We start from the raw sequence: 15,688 nt of genomic DNA on the forward strand, positions 1-15,688 counted from the left end.
GATGACGACACAGACCACCACCGCGGACACCCCGCGGACCCCGGCCGACAGCGCACAGTCCGGCCTCATCGCCCTTCCGCCGAGCACCGCGCGAGCGCTTGCAACCGGCGGCGGCGCCCTCACCGTCGTCTCCACGTTCCTCTCGTGGACCTGGACAGCTGCCTTCCCCGGCGACCTCACCGTCTACGGATACCCGGGCGGCCTCCAGTGGCTCGTCCTCATCGCGGGCGCCCTGACCACCCTGTTCGGCCTCTCCTCGTACGGGGTCAAGGGCCTGAAGTGGCTCACCCCCGCAGGGGCCGACGCCTCCATCAGGCTCTCCTCACTGGCCGCCTTCTCCACCACCTGGTTCACGCTGATCGCCATCAGCTACCAGCTCGGCGGGCTCGCCAACCTCGAGCCCGGCGGCTTCATCGCCGGCCTCGCGACCCTCACCGGCCTCATCGGCGCCCTGGCGCTCCCCTTCGAGCGCCCCGCGCCCGACCCGGCAGACCCCGACGACTCCGGCTGGGACACGTTCCGGCACAACGCCCGCGGCTCCTTCGCGACGTTCAAGGCAGCCTTCGCGAGCGGCACCGCACCCGCCCCCCGCAAGATGCCCTCCTACGTCGAGATCCTGATCATCGTCGCGGCACTCAGCTTCGGCCTGGTCGTCTTCACGTACGGCATCGGCACCGAGTACGACGAGCTGTTCGTCGGCTTCCTCATCACCGCCGGCTTCGGCTTCGCCTCCCTCTTCAAGGCCGGCCTCGTCAGCCAGGTGTCCGTGCTCACCGCACGCCACCGCACGGTGACCATGGCAGGCGCCTTCGCCGCGGCCGCGGCGTTCCCCTTCACCCAGGCCGACGACCAGTACGCGACCATCGGGGTCTACATCCTGATCTTCGCCACCGTCGCCCTCGGTCTGAACATCGTCGTCGGCCTCGCCGGACTCCTCGACCTCGGTTACGTCGCCTTCCTCGGCGTCGGCGCATACGCCGCGGCCATGGTCTCCGGATCGCCGTCCTCGCCGTTCGACGTCCACTTTCCCTTCTGGGGAGCGGTCCTCGTCGGCGCCACCGCATCCATGGTCTTCGGCGTCCTCATCGGCGCCCCGACCCTGCGACTGCGCGGCGACTACCTCGCGATCGTGACGCTCGGCTTCGGTGAAATCTTCCGGATCACCGTCAACAACCTCGACGGCACCTCCGGCCCCGACATCACCAACGGGTCCAACGGCATCTCCTCGATCCCCAACCTGGAGATGTTCGGCTTCGACTTCGGGATCGAGCACAGCATCTTCGGCGTCACCATCGGCCGGTTCGCGAACTACTTCTTCCTGATGCTGCTGATCACCCTGATCGTCGTTGTGGTCTTCCGCCGCAGCGGAGACTCCCGCATCGGCCGCGCCTGGATCGCCATCCGCGAGGACGAGACCGCGGCCCTCGCCATGGGCATCAACGGCTTCCGGGTCAAGCTCATCGCGTTCGCCCTCGGTGCGACCCTCGCCGGCCTCGCCGGTACGGTCCAGGCCCACGTCACCTACACCGTGACGCCGGAGCAGTACCAGTTCGCCCACGTCGTCCCGCCGAACTCGGCCTTCCTGCTCGCCGCGGTCGTCCTCGGCGGCATGGGCACCATCAGCGGACCGCTCGTCGGCGCCGCGCTGCTCTACCTGATCCCGGCCAAGCTGCAGTTCCTCGGCGACTACCAGCTCCTCGCCTTCGGCCTCGCGCTCGTACTCCTGATGCGCTTCCGGCCCGAGGGACTCATCCCCAACCGGCGCCGCCAGCTCGAGTTCCACGAATCCGAGGAAGCGCCCGCAGTCCTCAGCAAGACAGGGGTCTGATACATGACCACCGACACCACCACGAAGGGCACCGCCCCGGCCACCGCGCCCGGAGAGACGGTCCTCGACGCCCGCGGCGTCACCATGCGCTTCGGCGGCCTCACCGCCGTACGCTCCGTCGACCTCACCGTCAACAGCGGCGAGATCGTCGGCCTCATCGGCCCCAACGGCGCGGGGAAGACCACCTTCTTCAACTGCCTCACCGGCCTCTACATCCCCACCGAGGGCGAGGTCCGCTACAAGGGCACCGTCCTCCCCGCCAAGTCCTTCAAGGTCACGGCGGCGGGCGTCGCGCGCACCTTCCAGAACATCCGCCTCTTCGGCAACATGACCGTCCTGGAGAACGTGCTCGTCGGCCGTCACACCCGTACGAAGGAAGGCCTCTGGTCAGCCCTCCTCCGCGGGCCCGGCTTCCACAAGGCAGAAGCCAAGTCCCGGGCCCGGGCCATGGAACTCCTCGAGTTCATCGGCCTCGCCGACAAGGCCGAACACCTCGCCCGCAACCTCCCCTACGGCGAGCAGCGCAAGCTCGAAATCGCACGCGCACTGGCCAGCGAACCCGGCCTCCTGCTCCTCGACGAGCCCACCGCCGGCATGAACCCGCAGGAGACCCGGGCCACCGAAGAACTCGTCTTCGCCATCCGGGACATGGGCATCGCCGTCCTCGTCATCGAGCACGACATGCGCTTCATCTTCAACCTGTGCGACCGCGTCGCGGTACTCGTACAGGGAGAAAAGCTTGTCGAAGGCGACAGCGAGACCGTCCAGGGTGACGAGCGCGTCATCGCCGCCTACCTCGGCGAGCCCTTCGAAGGCGCCCCCGGCGACGAAGAAGTGGCCGAAGTGGAAGCGGCCGAAACCGGGACCCCGGGATCCACCGGGTCCGCAGGCAAGGAGAACGACTGATGACCGCACTTCTCGAAGTCGAGGACCTGCGCGTCGCCTACGGCAAGATCGAGGCCGTCAAGGGCATCTCGTTCAGCGTCGAAGCCGGCGAGGTCGTCACCCTCATCGGCACCAACGGCGCCGGAAAAACCACCACGCTGCGCACCCTCTCGGGCCTTCTGAAGCCCGTCGGCGGCCAGATCAAGTTCAACGGCAAGTCCCTCAAGAAGGTGCCTGCCCACCAGATCGTCTCGCTCGGGCTCGCCCACTCCCCCGAAGGGCGGCACATCTTCCCGCGCATGTCGATCGAGGACAACCTGCGCCTCGGCGCGTTCCTCCGCAACGACAAGGCGGGCATCGAGAAGGACATGCAGCGCGCCTACGACCTGTTCCCGATCCTGGGAGAGCGCAGGAAGCAGGCCGCAGGCACCCTCTCCGGCGGCGAGCAGCAGATGCTCGCCATGGGGCGGGCGCTGATGTCGCAGCCGAAGCTGCTCATGCTGGACGAGCCCTCCATGGGCCTGTCCCCGATCATGATGCAGAAGATCATGGCGACGATCGTCGAGCTCAAGGCCCAGGGCACCACCATTCTGCTCGTCGAGCAGAACGCCCAGGCCGCGCTCTCCCTGGCGGACCAGGCCCACGTCATGGAGATCGGCAGCATCAAGCTCTCCGGCCCCGGCCGGGAGCTGCTCCACGACGAGTCCGTCCGCAAGACGTACCTCGGCGAGGACTGAGCCGCACACAAGCGGAAGGGCCCGCACCCCGGTTCAGGGGGTGCGGGCCCTTCCGTATGCCCTACTGGTCCATATGCCCTACTGCTCCTTCGCCGCCTTCTTCTCCTCCGCGTCCTCAATGACCGCCTCCGCGACCTGCTGCATCGACAGCCGCCGGTCCATCGACGTCTTCTGGATCCAGCGGAACGCGGCCGGCTCGCTGAGCCCGTACTGCGTCTGAAGGATGCTCTTCGCTCGGTCGACGAGCTTGCGCGTCTCCAGCCGCTGCGAGAGGTCCGCGACCTCCTGCTCCAGAGCCTTGAGCTCCGTGAAGCGGGAAACGGCCATCTCGATGGCGGGAACCACGTCGCTCTTGCTGAACGGCTTCACCAGATACGCCATGGCACCGGCGTCCCGGGCCCGCTCGACAAGGTCGCGCTGCGAGAACGCGGTGAGCATCAGGACCGGCGCGATGGACTCCTCGGCGATCTTCTCGGCGGCGGAGATCCCGTCCAGGACGGGCATCTTCACATCGAGGATGACCAGGTCCGGCCGGTGCTCCCGGGCGAGCTCGACGGCCCGCTGACCGTCACCTGCCTCGCCGACGACCGAATAGCCCTCTTCCTCCAGCATCTCTTTGAGGTCGAGGCGAATGAGGGCCTCGTCCTCGGCGATCACGACGCGGGTGGTCAGCGGAGGGACGTGCGACGCGTCGTCGGCGGGGGGCTGGGGCGAGTCGGGGGCGGTCACGCTGGGCTCCTCGGTGCAGGGCAGGTATCGCTGGCATGAGCCTACCTAGCTGAACCTCGCCATGGTCACCCGGTACACTTCCGACGGACGGCCTGGCCGGGTTGGCGGAACGGCATACGCTGATGTCTCAAACACATCTGTTCGAAAGAACATGTGGGTTCGAATCCCACACCCGGCACTCCTGAGCGGATGTTCACGTTCTCGTGAACATCCGCTTTGTGCTACACATCGCCACGACGCGTGACACAGAGTGGCGAGCATGAACTTCCATGGCACAGAGGTGCGACAGCAAGCCCTCGCGCTGCTGCGAGGTGGCATTAGGAATGCGGACGTTGCCAGCCGACTGGATGTCCCGCCCGGCGCTGTCGGCTATTGGCTGCACGTGGATCGCGCAGAACGCGGGGAGTGTCCGGGCAAACGCGACTGCCCTCGATGCGACGGCCGGGAACTCGACGAGGCGGCCTACTCCTATCTCCTGGGGCTCTACCTCGGGGACGGGCACATCATCAAGTACTCAGGCCACAGAACCCCGAGCCTCATGATTACCTGCGCCGAGTCCTGGCCAGGCCTGATGGACGAGTGCGAGCACGCGATGCGCGCAGTCTTCCCTGACAACTCGGTCTGTCGCGTCCGCAGGACCGGGTGCCGCAATGTGAAGGTCTACTCGAACCACCTGTGGTGCCTGTTCCCCCAGCACGGAACAGGCATGAAGCACGAGCGACCGATCATCCTGGAGCCCTGGCAGCAGGAGATAGTGGACACCAACCCGTGGGAGTTCATTCGTGGACTGGTCCATTCGGACGGATGCAGGAATATGAACTGGACCACTCGCCTCGTCGGCGGTGAGCGGAAGCGCTACGAATACCCGCGCTACTGGTTCACCAACGTCTCGGACGACATCCGGCAGCTCTACACCGATACCCTCGACAAGGTCGGCGTTGAGTGGAAGCACTGCACCCGCGCATGGAAGCCGTACAACATCTCCGTAGCCAAGCGCGCCTCCGTCGCCCTCATGGACCTGCACGTCGGGCCGAAGTACTGATACTCCGGCCCCAACACAGCCGTCCCCACAGCTACTTGGGGCTGTCGTCCTCGCCGATGTGGTGCACCCGCACAAGGTTCGTGGAGCCCGCGACTCCCGGCGGCGAACCGGCCGTGATCACCACGATGTCGCCCTTCTTGCAGCGGCCGATCTTCAGCAGCTCCTCGTCGACCTGGGCGACCATCGCGTCCGTCGATTCGACATGCGGGCCGAGGAAAGTCTCCACTCCCCAGGTGAGGTTGAGCTGGGAGCGGGTGGCCGCGTCCGGCGTGAAGGCCAGCAGCGGGATCGGGGAGCGGTAGCGGGACAGGCGCCTCACCGTGTCGCCGGACTGGGTGAAGGCGACCAGGAACTTCGCGCCCAGGAAGTCGCCCATCTCCGCGGCCGCGCGGGCGACAGCGCCGCCCTGGGTGCGGGGCTTGTTGCGTTCGGTCAGTGGCGGCAGGCCGTTGGCGAGGACGTCCTCCTCGGCCGCCTCCACGATGCGGCTCATCGTCTTCACCGTCTCGACGGGGTACTTCCCGACGCTCGTCTCGCCCGACAGCATGACCGCGTCGGTGCCGTCGATGACGGCGTTGGCGACATCGGACGCCTCGGCGCGGGTGGGCCGGGAGTTGTCGATCATTGAGTCGAGCATCTGGGTCGCCACGATGACGGGCTTGGCGTTGCGCCTGGCGAGCTTGATGGCGCGCTTCTGGACGATCGGCACCTGTTCCAGGGGCATTTCGACGCCGAGGTCGCCGCGGGCGACCATGATGCCGTCGAAGGCGGCCACGATGTCGTCGATGTTGTCGACGGCCTGCGGCTTCTCGACCTTAGCGATGACGGGGAGCCGGCGGCCTTCCTCGTTCATGATGCGGTGGACGTCTTCGATGTCGCGTCCGTTGCGTACGAAGGAGAGCGCGATGATGTCCGCGCCGATGCGCAGGGCCCAGCGGAGGTCTTCGACGTCCTTTTCGGAGAGGGCGGGGACGGAGACGGCGACGCCGGGGAGGTTGAGGCCCTTGTGGTCGGAGATCATGCCGCCTTCGACGACGGTGGTGCGGACCTGCGGGCCGTCCACCGCGGTGACTTCCAGGGCGACTTTGCCGTCGTCGACGAGGATGCGCTCACCGATGGTGACATCCCCGGCGAGGCCCTGGTAGGTGGTACCGCACATGTGGCGGTCGCCTTCGGTGGCCTCGACGGTGATGGTGAACTCATCTCCGCGTTCAAGCAGTACGGGACCTTCACGGAAGCGTCCGAGGCGAATCTTCGGACCTTGAAGGTCGGCCAGAACGCCGACGCTGCGGCCCGATTCGTCGGACGCTTTGCGGACGCGCTGATAGCGCTCCTCGTGTTCGGCGTAGGTGCCGTGGCTGAGGTTGAGGCGGGCGACGTCCATTCCGGCCTCGACCAGTGCCTTGATCTGGTCGTATGAGTCGGTGGCGGGCCCAAGAGTGCAGACGATCTTTGCTCGGCGCATATGTCGAGCCTAGGGCTTACCGGCCGGTAGAGAATTGGTCCCGCATGACCACTCAACAACCTTTACGTGAAGGGCTATTGACAAGTGTTGAATTGTGCGCGGGAGCGCTCCGATGAGCATTCCGCGCCGCCGGAGCACGCCCCTCGGCCGACCCGTTGATCACACTCCGTCACAGCTGTGGCGGCGTCATCGTAAAGCGGGCATTGACCTGCGCGTAGACGGTCTGGCGCTGGGGTTCCAGATCCAGAGCGGGAGCGGCTTCGGCTGATTCGGCGCCGCCGTACGCGGCCATGCGCATGCCGGGGGCCTGCGGCATTCCGTACGGCACGGCGTTCTCCGCACCCAGGTCGGCGAGCTCGACCAAGGCGGCCAGCCGTGCGCCCAGTGCCTCGGCGTACTCACGGGCCCGCTGGACGGCCTCCTTCACGGCCTGACGGCGGGCCTCCCCATGGGCCGGTGAGTCGGGGCGCAGGGCCCACCAGGGGCCGTCGACGCGGGTCAGCTCCAGGTCCGCGAGGCGGGTGGTGAGTTCGCCGAGGGCGGTGAAGTCAGTGAGTTCCGTGGTGATGTGGACCCGGCCGTAGTACGCGCGGACTCGTTCGCCGCGGCCGTGCCGGGTCAGTTCGGGCGTGATGGAGAAGGCGCCGGTCTCCAGCTTCTCCACGGCTTCGCCGTACGACTTGATCAGTTCAAGAACGGTGGAGTTGCGCCGGGTGAGGTCTTCCAGTGCGCTGCGCCGGTCCGTGCCGCGAGCGCTGACCGTGACGCCGATTCTGGCGATCTCCGGGTCGAACTCCAGCCGTGCCTCGCCGCGGACGGCGACCCGTGGCGTCTCCGGGGTGCCGTAGGGAGCGGCTGTGGTGGGTGTGTCGGTGGTCACGGGTGGGCTCCCTCGTGTCGCGGTCGTCACCGACACTCTCCCACCCGCGTCCGACAACCGGCGGTCACCAGATGGAAACCCGCAGGGGGTGTTGCGGGAGGTGGCTCCTGCGCCAGAATCTACGCGCGTTGTGCCATCTCAAGAGGGAGACGAAATGCCGCTCGATCGAAGGACGTTCCTGGGTACGTCCGCCGCCACCGGCGCCGGTGTCGCGCTTGCCGGAGCCAGTGCCACCCCCGCAGCGGCGACGGGCCGGCCCTGTCCGCCCAAGCGGTACTCCTTCACCGTCATGGGCACCACCGATCTGCACGGCAATGTCTTCAACTGGGACTACTTCACGGACAAGGAGTTCGACGACAAGACCCACAACGACGTGGGCCTGGCGAAGATCTCCACGCTGGTGAACAAGATCCGCGAGGAGAAGGGCCGGCGCAACACGCTCCTCATCGACGCCGGTGACACCATCCAGGGCACCCAGCTCTCGTACTACTACGCCAAGGTCGACCCGATCACCGCGCGGCGCGGTCCGGTGCACCCCATGGCGCAGGCCATGAACGCGATCGGGTACGACGCGGCGGCGCTCGGCAACCACGAGTTCAACTACGGCATCCCCGTGCTGCGCAAATTCGAGGAGCAGTGCGACTTCCCGCTGCTCGGTGCGAACGCGCTGGACGCCAAGACGCTCCGCCCGGCCTTCCGGCCGTACAGCATGCACCGTCTGTGCACGCCGCACGGCCGTGACGTCAAGGTCGCGGTGCTGGGCCTGACCAACCCGGGCATCGCCATCTGGGACAAGGCCAACGTCCAGGGCAAGATGGTCTTCCCGGGCCTTGAGGAGCAGGCAGCGAAGTGGGTGCCGAAGCTGCGCTCGATGGGCGCGGACGTGGTGATCGTCTCGGCGCACTCGGGCTCCAGCGGCACGTCCTCCTACGGGGACCAGCTCCCGTACATCGAGAACGCCGCGGGTCTGGTGGCCGAGCAGGTGCCCGGCATCGACGCGATACTCGTCGGCCACGCGCACACCGAGATCGCCGAGTACTTCGTCGCCAACAAGGAGACCGGCCAGAAGGTCGTGCTCTCCGAGCCGCTCAAGTGGGGCCAGCGGCTGACCCTGTTCGACTTCGATCTGGTGTGGGAGAAGGGCCGCTGGACGGTCGAGAAGGTTGGCGCGCAGGTCCTGAACTCCAACACGGCGGACGAGGACCCCAAGATCACCCGGCTGCTCGGCGACGAGCACAAGAAGGTCGTGGCCTACGTCAACCAGGTCATCGGCACCTCCACCGCGAGCATGACCACGGCCGATGCGCCGTGGAAGGACGAGCCGATCATCGACCTGATCAACCATGTCCAGGCGGAGACGGTGAATGGGGCACTGGCGGGCGGCCAGTACGCCGCGCTGCCCGTCCTCTCGCAGGCTTCGTGTTTCTCGCGTACGGCCGCGATCCCGGCGGGCCAGGTGACCATCCGGGACGCGGCGGGGCTCTATGTCTTCGAGAACACCCTTGAGGCCCGGCTGCTGACGGGCGCGCAGATCAAGGACTATCTGGAGTTCTCGGCGCGCTACTACGTGCAGACGCCGGCGGGCGGTCCGGTCGACACGGCCAAGCTGACCAATGCGGACAACACCCCCGACTACAACTACGACGCGCTCTCGGGTGTCACGTACGAGATCGACATCGCCAAGCCGGCCGGTTCGCGGATCGTGAAGCTGTCCTTCGACGGCAAGCCGATCGATCCGGCGGCGCAGTTCGTGCTGGCCGTCAACAACTACCGGGCCAGCGGCGGCGGGAACTTCCCGCATGTCGCGCGCTCCCAGCAGCTGTGGGCGAATTCGGAGGAGATCCGCAACACGATCATCAACTGGGTGAAGGCGAAGGGCTCGGTCGATCCGGCGCAGTTCGCCACGGTGGGCTGGAAGCTGACCCGTGAGGGTACGCCGGTCTTCTGATCAGGAGTGTTCCACCAGTGGGAGCAGGCTCGCAGGCATGTGCGCCGGGCGGGCCTGTTCCCGGTTCAGGCCGAAGCTGGTGAAGGCGGTGCGCTGCGGCAGCGGGTAGGGCTCGGTGCCGGTGAGGGAGTTGAGGATGCTCGCGCTGCGCCAGGCGGCGAGGCCGAGGTCGGGCGCGCCGACGCCGTGGGTGTGGTGCTCGGCGTTCTGTACGTAGACCGAGCCGCTCACCGGGGGGTCGAGGATCAGCCGGAACCGGTCGTCGATGCGGGGGCGGCCGGAGGCGTCTCTGCGCAGGCAGGGGTCGAGGCCGGCCAGCAGCCGGTCGAGGGGGCGCTCGCGGTAGCCGGTGGCGAGCACCACGGCGTCGGTGGCGAGCCGGGAGCGGGTGCCCTGCTGGCAGTGCTCCAGATGCAGCTCGATCTTGCTGGTGGCGACGCGGCCGGCGGTGCGCACGGTGACGCCGGGGGTGAGGACGGCGTCGGGCCAGCTGCCGTTCAGGGTGCGGCGGTAGAGCTCGTCGTGGATGGCGGCGAGGGTGCCGGCGTCGATGCCCTTGTGGAGCTGCCACTGGCGCGGGAGGAGGGCGTCGCGGGTCTGCTCGGGCAGTGCGTGGAAGTAGCGGGTGTAGTCGGGGGTGAAGTGCTCCAGGCCGAGCTTGGAGTACTCCATCGGCGCGAAGGCCTCCGTACGTGCCAGCCAGTGGATCTTCTCGACCCCGGTCGGCCGGGCCCGCAGCAGATCGAGGAAGACCTCGGCGCCGGACTGGCCGGAGCCGATGACCGTGATGTGCCCGGCGGCCAGCAGCCGTTCGCGGTTGGCGAGATAGTCCGAGGAGTGGATCACGGGGACGGCCGGGGCATCGGCGAGGGGCCGCAGCGGCCCGGGGACGTACGGCTCGGTGCCGACGCCGAGCACGAGGTGTCTGCTGTAGGCGCGGCCCAGGGCCTCGGCCTCGCCGTCGGCGTCGAGCTGGGTGAAGTCCACCTCGAACAGGTTGCGTTCGGTGTTCCAGCGGACGGCGTCGACCTGATGGCCGAAGTGCAGCCCGGGCAGACTGTCGCAGGCCCAGCGGCAGTACGCGTCGTATTCGGCGCGCTGGATGTGGAACCGCTCGGCGAAGTAGAAGGGGAAGAGGCGGTCCCGGGAGCGCAGGTAGCTGAGGAACGACCAGGGGCTGGCCGGGTCGGCGAGGGTCACCAGGTCGGCGAGGAACGGGACTTGGAGCGTGGTGCCCTCGATCAGGAGGCCGGGGTGCCAGCTGAAGGCGCGCCGCCGCTCGTAGAAGGCCGTGGCGAGGCCGCCGGGGACGCCGTGGGCGAGGGCGGCGAGGGAGAGGTTGCAGGGGCCGATGCCGATGCCCACGAGGTCGTGCGGCTGGTCGGGTTCTGGTGCGGGCGTGCCGGTCATCGGGGGGTGCCTTCCACGAGTTCGATCAGGACTTCTTGGATCAGAGCGGTCAGGTCGCCGGGGGTGGCGTGGGGGTTGAGGAGGGTGGCCTTGAGCCACAGGCGGCCGTCTGCGCGGGCCCGGCCGAGCACGGCGCGGCCCTTGGTGAGCAGGGCGCGGCGGATGGCGGCGGTCTGTTCGTCGCCGGCCGCGGCGGGCCGGAAGAGCACGGTGGTGAGGGTGGGGTGTTCGTAGAGCTCCAGTTGCGGTTGCTTCTCGATCAGGTCGGCGAGTTGTCCGGCGGCGGCGCAGGTGCGGTCGACGAGCGCGGCCAGGCCGGTACGGCCGAGTGCCCGGAGGGTGACGGCGATCTTGAGGATGTCGGGGCGGCGGGTGGTGCGCAGGGAGCGGCCGAGCAGATCGGGCAGGCCGGCCTCGGTGTCGTCGTCGGCGTTGAGATAGTCCGCGCGGACGGCGAGGGGCGCCAGGAGTGTCCGGTCGGGGACGGCGAGCAGGCCGGCGGCGACCGGCTGCCAGCCCAGCTTGTGCAGGTCGAGGGTGACGGAGTGGGCGCGGTCGAGACCGTTCAGTTTGGTGCGGTGCTGCTCGCTGTACAGGAGCGGTCCGCCGTAGGCGGCGTCGATGTGGAGTTCGGCGCCGTGGCGGTCGCACAGGTCGGCGATCTCGGGGAGTGGGTCGATCCGCCCGGTGTCGGTGGTTCCGGCGGTCGCTGCGACGAGGCGGGGGCCGGGCAGATCGGTGAGGGCCTCGTCGAGTGCGGCGAGGTCCAGGACGCCCGCGGGCGAGGGTACGGTCACCGGTTCGGGCAGGCCGAGCAGCCAGGCGGCGCGGTGCAGTGAGTGGTGGGCGGCGGCCCCGCAGATCACCTGGAGGGCGCCGTGGCGTTCGCGGGCGAGGAGCAGGCCGAGCAGGTTGGACTCGGTACCGCCGGTGGTGACCAGGGCGTCCGGGTCCTGATGGCGGGGGTAGACCTCCGCGGCCAGTGCCCGGCTCACCAGGGCCTCCAGCTCGGACGCGGCCGGGGCCTGGTCCCAGGAGTCCAGGGACGGGTTGAGGGCGGACGCGGCGAGATCGGCGGCGACGGCGAGTGCGAGGGGGGAGGTGTGCAGATGGGCTGCGCACAGGGGGTTCGCAGGGTCGGCGGCGCCGTGCGCGAGGGTGCGGACGAGGGTACGCAGGGCCTCGTCCGCGCCGGTGCCGTGGTCGGGGAGCACGGGCTCGACGGCTTCGCGCACCCGGGCGGCGACGGCCTGCGGGCCGCCGCCCGGGAGCGGGCCGCCGCGGGCCGCCGCGCCGTCGCCGAGCGCGTCGAGCACGACGGCGAGCAGCGGCCGCAGGGCGTCGGGGCCTGCGGTACCCCCGGCTAGGGCGGGGCGCCCGGGAAGCGGCGTACTCATGCGGGTCCTTCGGTGAGCGCGGGGGCGGGGTGCCCGCATTGCTCAACGATCCGGACCCGAAAGGGGTATTGGTGGGGGTATAGGTGGGGTGTGGTGGGGGTTCCGCTGCGCCGGGGTCTGTTCCCCACCCCGCCACTGCCCGAACTGGTGCTTCGCTCCAGGCCCCCTGTGCGGCCTTCGGTCGCATGGCCTCAAACGCCGGCGGGCTGAAATTGCCGCCGGCGCTCGAGGCGCGGGAGGTCCGAAGCGCAGCCCCCGCCCTAGCCCGCGCGCACCGACAGCGCGCGGCGGAGGTCGTCCAGTTGGTCGACCAGTTTGCGGCGCAGCGCCGGGAGCATGTCCGTGTTGCGCAGGCACTCCTCGCCCAGGGTCAGCGCCTCCTCGTCCACCGCGTGGAGCGGGAAGGCGTAGCGGCCGGCGGCCTCCGCGATGGCGGGGCCGCGGCGGGCGGCGAGGGCAACCGAGTCCTGGTAGTAGCGGGCGACGTACTCCCGTACCAGATCGGCCTGTTCGGGCTGCCAGAAGCCCTGAGCCGTGGCGGTGAAGAGGTAGTTGGACAGCGTGTCGGTGGTGAACAGGCGCTGCCAGGCCGCCGTCTTCGCCTCGGCAGTGGGCAGCGCGGCGCGGCAACGGGCCGCGCCTTCCTGGCCGGTGGCGCTGGGGTCGCGGTCCAGCTCGGCCGCGATCGCCGCGTCGTCGGTCGCGCCGAGGACTGCGAGGCGATAGAAGATCCGCCAGCGCAGCTCCGGGTCCAGTTCGGGGCCGCCGGGGACGCTGCCGTCGCCGATCCACTCCTGGAGCGTCTCGGGCTGCGCGGCCGCGTCGATGAAGTGGCGTACTGCGGTCAGCCGGAGGCCGGGTTCGCTGCCGTCCTCGGTGCGACGCAGCAGATCGCGGCAGATGCCCCGGATCACGCCGAGCGCGGCGGGCCGCTCCTCGGCGGGGAGGTAGCGGTCGGCGAGCTGGATCGCGGCGAAGGCGAGGACGCCTTGGACGACCGCGAGGTCCGTTTCGCGCGGGAGGTGGGCGCGGGCGGCCTCCAGGTAGGCGGCGGGGGCGAGTTCGCCGTCGCGGACCATGTCGCGGGCGGCGTTCCAGACGACGGTGCGGGTCAGCGGGTCGGGGATGCCGGAGAGGGAGCGTACGGCCGTGTTCCAGGAGGTGGCGTCGAGACGGACCTTGGCGTAACTGGTGTCGCCGTCGTTGAGGACGACGAGGGCCGGGCGGCGGCCGGGGTGGGGGCCGCTCCCGTTCTGCGGGATGTCCAGTTCGAGGCGATCGCGCAGGACGAGCCGGCCGGGGTCCACGGGGTCGGTGTCGTACGCGCCGACGGCGATGCGGTGCGGGCGGCTGCCGTCGCGGGCGACCGTGAGCGACCAGGTGCCCTGGGACTCGGAGACGGTCGGGGTGAGCGTGTCGACGCCGGTCGTACGCAGCCAGGACTCGGCCCAGCCGTGCACGTCGCGGTCTGTGGCGCCCGCCAGCGAGTCGATGAAGTCGGCGAGGGTGGCATTGGCGAACTTGTGCCGGGCGAAGTGGGTGTTGATGCCTGCCAGGAAGTCCTTCTCGCCCAGCCAGGTCACCAGCTGGCGCAGGGCGGAGGCGCCCTTGGCATAGGAGATGCCGTCGAAGTTGAGCATGGCGGACGCGGTGTCGGGGACGGCGTCCGGGTCGGGGGCGACGGGGTGGGTGGAGGGCCGCTGGTCTGCGTCGTAACCCCAGGACTTGCGGCCTATGCCGAAGTCGACCCAGGTGTCGGTGAAGCGGGTGGTCTCGGTGAGGGTCTGGTAGCCCATGTATTCGGCGAAGGACTCATTCAGCCAGATGTCGTCCCACCACCGGAGTGTGACGAGATCGCCGAACCACATGTGGGCCATCTCGTGGGCGATGACCATGGCGCGGGTCTGCCGCTCGGTGTCGGTGACGGCGGAGCGGTAGACGAACTCGTCACGGAAGGTGACGAGGCCCGGGTTCTCCATCGCACCGGCGTTGAACTCGGGCACGAAGGCCTGGTCGTAGGAGTCGAAGGGGTAGGGCTCCTCGAACTTCTCGTGGTACCGGTCGTAGCACTGTCGGGTGATCTCGAGGATCTCGTCGGCGTCCGCGTCCAGGTACGGGGCGAGCGAGCGGCGGCAGTGCAGGCCGAAGGGCAGTCCGGCGTGCTCGGTGCGTACGGAGTACCAGGGGCCCGCGGCCACGGCCACGAAGTAGGTGGCGAGCGGCTGGGTGGGGGCGCAGGTCCACTTGCCGTCGCCCTGGTGGGTAGCGACGCCGTTGCCGAGGACGGTCCAGCCCTCGGGGGCGGTGACGGAGAGCTCGAAGACGGCCTTGAGGTCGGGCTGGTCGAAGGCGGCGAAGACGCGCTGGACGTCCTCCATGAACAGCTGGGTGTAGAGGTAGACCGCGCCGTCGGTGGGGTCGGTGAAGCGGTGCATGCCCTCGCCGGTGCGGGAGTAGCGCATCTGGGCATCGACGTGCAGCTCGTGCTCCCCGGCGCTCAGGCCGGTGAGCGCGAGCCGGTTCTCGAGGAGTGACTCGGGGTCTACGGGCTGTCCGTCGAGGGTGACGGAGCGCAGGACGGCGGGCTTGAGCTCGACGAAGGTGTCCCCGGTGGCGCGGGCCGTGAAGTGGATGACGGTCCGGGAGTCGAAGGTCTCTTCCCCGCCGGTGAGATCGAGGTCGATCGTGTACCGGTGGACGTCGAGGAGCTGGGCTCGGGTCTGCGCTTCGTCGCGCGTCAGTACGGGCATGGGGCCATGCTGCCTGATGGGGGCCGTCCCGCACACGGGGTATCGGGTTCGCTGTCAGCGCACGGGACGGCTGGGACTGAGGAGTCGGACGCGTGGGCGGACGGGTCGCGCTGCTCAGCCCGTACATACGCCACCAGGCCGACGAGGGGGCTGCCTGTTGGCACGCGGCGCGACGCACGGGGCCGTGCACCGGCAGCGCCCACGCCATGGAAGCCGACCGCGGAACTCCTCGTACGGCAGCGCATGGTGCCAGGCCGCGTCCGCCCTTGGCAGGCGCGTACGGCCTGTTCCCGATCGGTCGTCAGCTCCATGCGCCGGTTGGCGTCGTCCCAGTTGCAGCGGACCAGGATGCGGGAGTCGAACAGCCAGAAGTCGAAGTCCGGCAGGCCAAGCCGGACCGCGTCCGACCGGAGCATGTATCGGATGTCCTCGCCCGCGGCCAGGTTGTCCGGGGTGGTGGCCAATAGTGCGCAAGAACCTCGGGGCCGGTGACGGTGCAGCCCTGCAGGGAACTCGCCGGCCTCGGTGGCCTCGTACAGGGTGGGGCATTCGCCGGTCTTGGAGTTGGTGCCGAGCATCCGCAGCCTGCGGGCCATGCAGGTTCGATCAGGGACCTC

At 69.1% G+C, this 15,688-nt stretch carries 12 protein-coding genes and 1 tRNA gene; 6 read left to right on the plus strand and 7 right to left on the minus strand.

Annotated elements, in window-relative coordinates; all coding sequences use genetic code 11:
- Nucleotide 1: 1 nt before the first annotated feature.
- From FBY35_RS26485 to FBY35_RS26495, 3 genes are read left to right on the plus strand one after another with little or no spacing between them, the layout of a single operon-like run.
- Nucleotides 2-1,828, plus strand: a complete 1,827-nt coding sequence (locus FBY35_RS26485) for a branched-chain amino acid ABC transporter permease (protein WP_142216479.1) — start codon at nucleotides 2-4, stop codon at nucleotides 1,826-1,828.
- Nucleotides 1,829-1,831: 3 nt separating this feature from the next.
- Entirely contained in the window at nucleotides 1,832-2,734 is a 903-nt protein-coding gene (locus FBY35_RS26490) for an ABC transporter ATP-binding protein (RefSeq protein WP_142216480.1), read from the plus strand.
- The gene (locus FBY35_RS26495) at nucleotides 2,734-3,450 is read left to right on the plus strand and encodes an ABC transporter ATP-binding protein (protein ID WP_142216481.1); all 717 of its coding nucleotides are present in this window, start codon (nucleotides 2,734-2,736) and stop codon (nucleotides 3,448-3,450) included. The genes FBY35_RS26490 and FBY35_RS26495 overlap by 1 nt, the downstream gene beginning before the upstream one ends.
- A gap of 78 nt (nucleotides 3,451-3,528) precedes the next feature.
- Here FBY35_RS26495 and FBY35_RS26500 read toward each other — a convergent pair whose 3' ends face one another.
- Entirely contained in the window at nucleotides 3,529-4,179 is a 651-nt protein-coding gene (locus FBY35_RS26500) for an ANTAR domain-containing response regulator (RefSeq protein WP_142216482.1), read from the minus strand.
- A 95-nt stretch (nucleotides 4,180-4,274) separates the two neighbouring features.
- Between FBY35_RS26500 and FBY35_RS26505 the strand changes: the two genes are divergently transcribed.
- Both FBY35_RS26505 and FBY35_RS26510 read left to right on the plus strand, forming a co-directional pair.
- Nucleotides 4,275-4,357 (plus strand) — tRNA-Leu (locus FBY35_RS26505).
- Nucleotides 4,358-4,438: 81 nt separating this feature from the next.
- On the plus strand, nucleotides 4,439-5,221 hold the full coding sequence (locus FBY35_RS26510; RefSeq protein WP_142216483.1) for a helix-turn-helix domain-containing protein: 783 nt from the start codon (nucleotides 4,439-4,441) through the stop codon (nucleotides 5,219-5,221).
- Between the two features lie 31 nt (nucleotides 5,222-5,252).
- Here the strand turns inward: FBY35_RS26510 and pyk are convergent, their stop codons facing one another.
- Together pyk and FBY35_RS26520 are read right to left on the minus strand one after the other, a co-directional pair.
- Entirely contained in the window at nucleotides 5,253-6,686 is a 1,434-nt protein-coding gene (gene pyk / locus FBY35_RS26515; RefSeq protein ID WP_142216484.1) for a pyruvate kinase, read from the minus strand.
- Between the two features lie 169 nt (nucleotides 6,687-6,855).
- A complete protein-coding gene (locus tag FBY35_RS26520) occupies nucleotides 6,856-7,566 on the minus strand; it encodes an SIMPL domain-containing protein (protein WP_142216485.1) in 711 nt (236 codons plus the stop codon).
- Between the two features lie 154 nt (nucleotides 7,567-7,720).
- Here FBY35_RS26520 and FBY35_RS26525 point away from each other — a divergent pair, with 154 nt between their 5' ends.
- A complete protein-coding gene (locus tag FBY35_RS26525; RefSeq protein WP_142216486.1) occupies nucleotides 7,721-9,514 on the plus strand; it encodes a bifunctional UDP-sugar hydrolase/5'-nucleotidase in 1,794 nt (597 codons plus the stop codon).
- Here the strand turns inward: FBY35_RS26525 and FBY35_RS26530 are convergent, their stop codons facing one another.
- The 4 genes from FBY35_RS26530 to FBY35_RS26545 all read right to left on the minus strand — a co-directional run bounded on the left by FBY35_RS26530 (nucleotide 9,515) and on the right by FBY35_RS26545 (nucleotide 15,667).
- Entirely contained in the window at nucleotides 9,515-10,924 is a 1,410-nt protein-coding gene (locus FBY35_RS26530; RefSeq protein WP_142216487.1) for a lysine N(6)-hydroxylase/L-ornithine N(5)-oxygenase family protein, read from the minus strand.
- Complete coding sequence (locus tag FBY35_RS26535) at nucleotides 10,921-12,321, minus strand: aminotransferase class V-fold PLP-dependent enzyme (RefSeq protein ID WP_142216488.1); 1,401 nt, start codon at nucleotides 12,319-12,321, stop codon at nucleotides 10,921-10,923. Before FBY35_RS26535 ends, FBY35_RS26530 begins: the two co-directional genes overlap by 4 nt.
- 260 nt (nucleotides 12,322-12,581) lie before the next feature.
- The gene (pepN, locus tag FBY35_RS26540) at nucleotides 12,582-15,071 is read right to left on the minus strand and encodes an aminopeptidase N (RefSeq protein WP_142216489.1); all 2,490 of its coding nucleotides are present in this window, start codon (nucleotides 15,069-15,071) and stop codon (nucleotides 12,582-12,584) included.
- Nucleotides 15,059-15,667: a DUF6879 family protein gene (locus tag FBY35_RS26545; RefSeq protein ID WP_142216490.1), complete on the minus strand. Its 609-nt coding sequence runs from the start codon at nucleotides 15,665-15,667 to the stop codon at nucleotides 15,059-15,061. The genes pepN and FBY35_RS26545 overlap by 13 nt, the downstream gene beginning before the upstream one ends.
- Between the last annotated feature and the right edge of the window lie 21 nt (nucleotides 15,668-15,688).

Source organism: Streptomyces sp. SLBN-118, assembly GCF_006715635.1.
Classification (GTDB): domain Bacteria; phylum Actinomycetota; class Actinomycetes; order Streptomycetales; family Streptomycetaceae; genus Streptomyces.

What these genes read in the sequence shown, in the direction of transcription:
- FBY35_RS26485 (WP_142216479.1), top strand. Translation starts at nt 2, where the DNA reads ATGACGACACAGACCACCACCGCGGACACCCCGCGGACCCCGGCCGAC.
- FBY35_RS26490 (WP_142216480.1), top strand. Translation starts at nt 1,832, where the DNA reads ATGACCACCGACACCACCACGAAGGGCACCGCCCCGGCCACCGCGCCC.
- FBY35_RS26495 (WP_142216481.1), top strand. Translation starts at nt 2,734, where the DNA reads ATGACCGCACTTCTCGAAGTCGAGGACCTGCGCGTCGCCTACGGCAAG.
- FBY35_RS26510 (WP_142216483.1), top strand. Translation starts at nt 4,439, where the DNA reads ATGAACTTCCATGGCACAGAGGTGCGACAGCAAGCCCTCGCGCTGCTG.
- pyk (WP_142216484.1), bottom strand. Translation starts at nt 6,686, where the DNA reads ATGCGCCGAGCAAAGATCGTCTGCACTCTTGGGCCCGCCACCGACTCA.
- FBY35_RS26525 (WP_142216486.1), top strand. Translation starts at nt 7,721, where the DNA reads ATGCCGCTCGATCGAAGGACGTTCCTGGGTACGTCCGCCGCCACCGGC.
- FBY35_RS26530 (WP_142216487.1), bottom strand. Translation starts at nt 10,924, where the DNA reads ATGACCGGCACGCCCGCACCAGAACCCGACCAGCCGCACGACCTCGTG.
- FBY35_RS26535 (WP_142216488.1), bottom strand. Translation starts at nt 12,321, where the DNA reads ATGAGTACGCCGCTTCCCGGGCGCCCCGCCCTAGCCGGGGGTACCGCA.
- pepN (WP_142216489.1), bottom strand. Translation starts at nt 15,071, where the DNA reads ATGCCCGTACTGACGCGCGACGAAGCGCAGACCCGAGCCCAGCTCCTC.
- FBY35_RS26545 (WP_142216490.1), bottom strand. Translation starts at nt 15,667, where the DNA reads ATGGCCCGCAGGCTGCGGATGCTCGGCACCAACTCCAAGACCGGCGAA.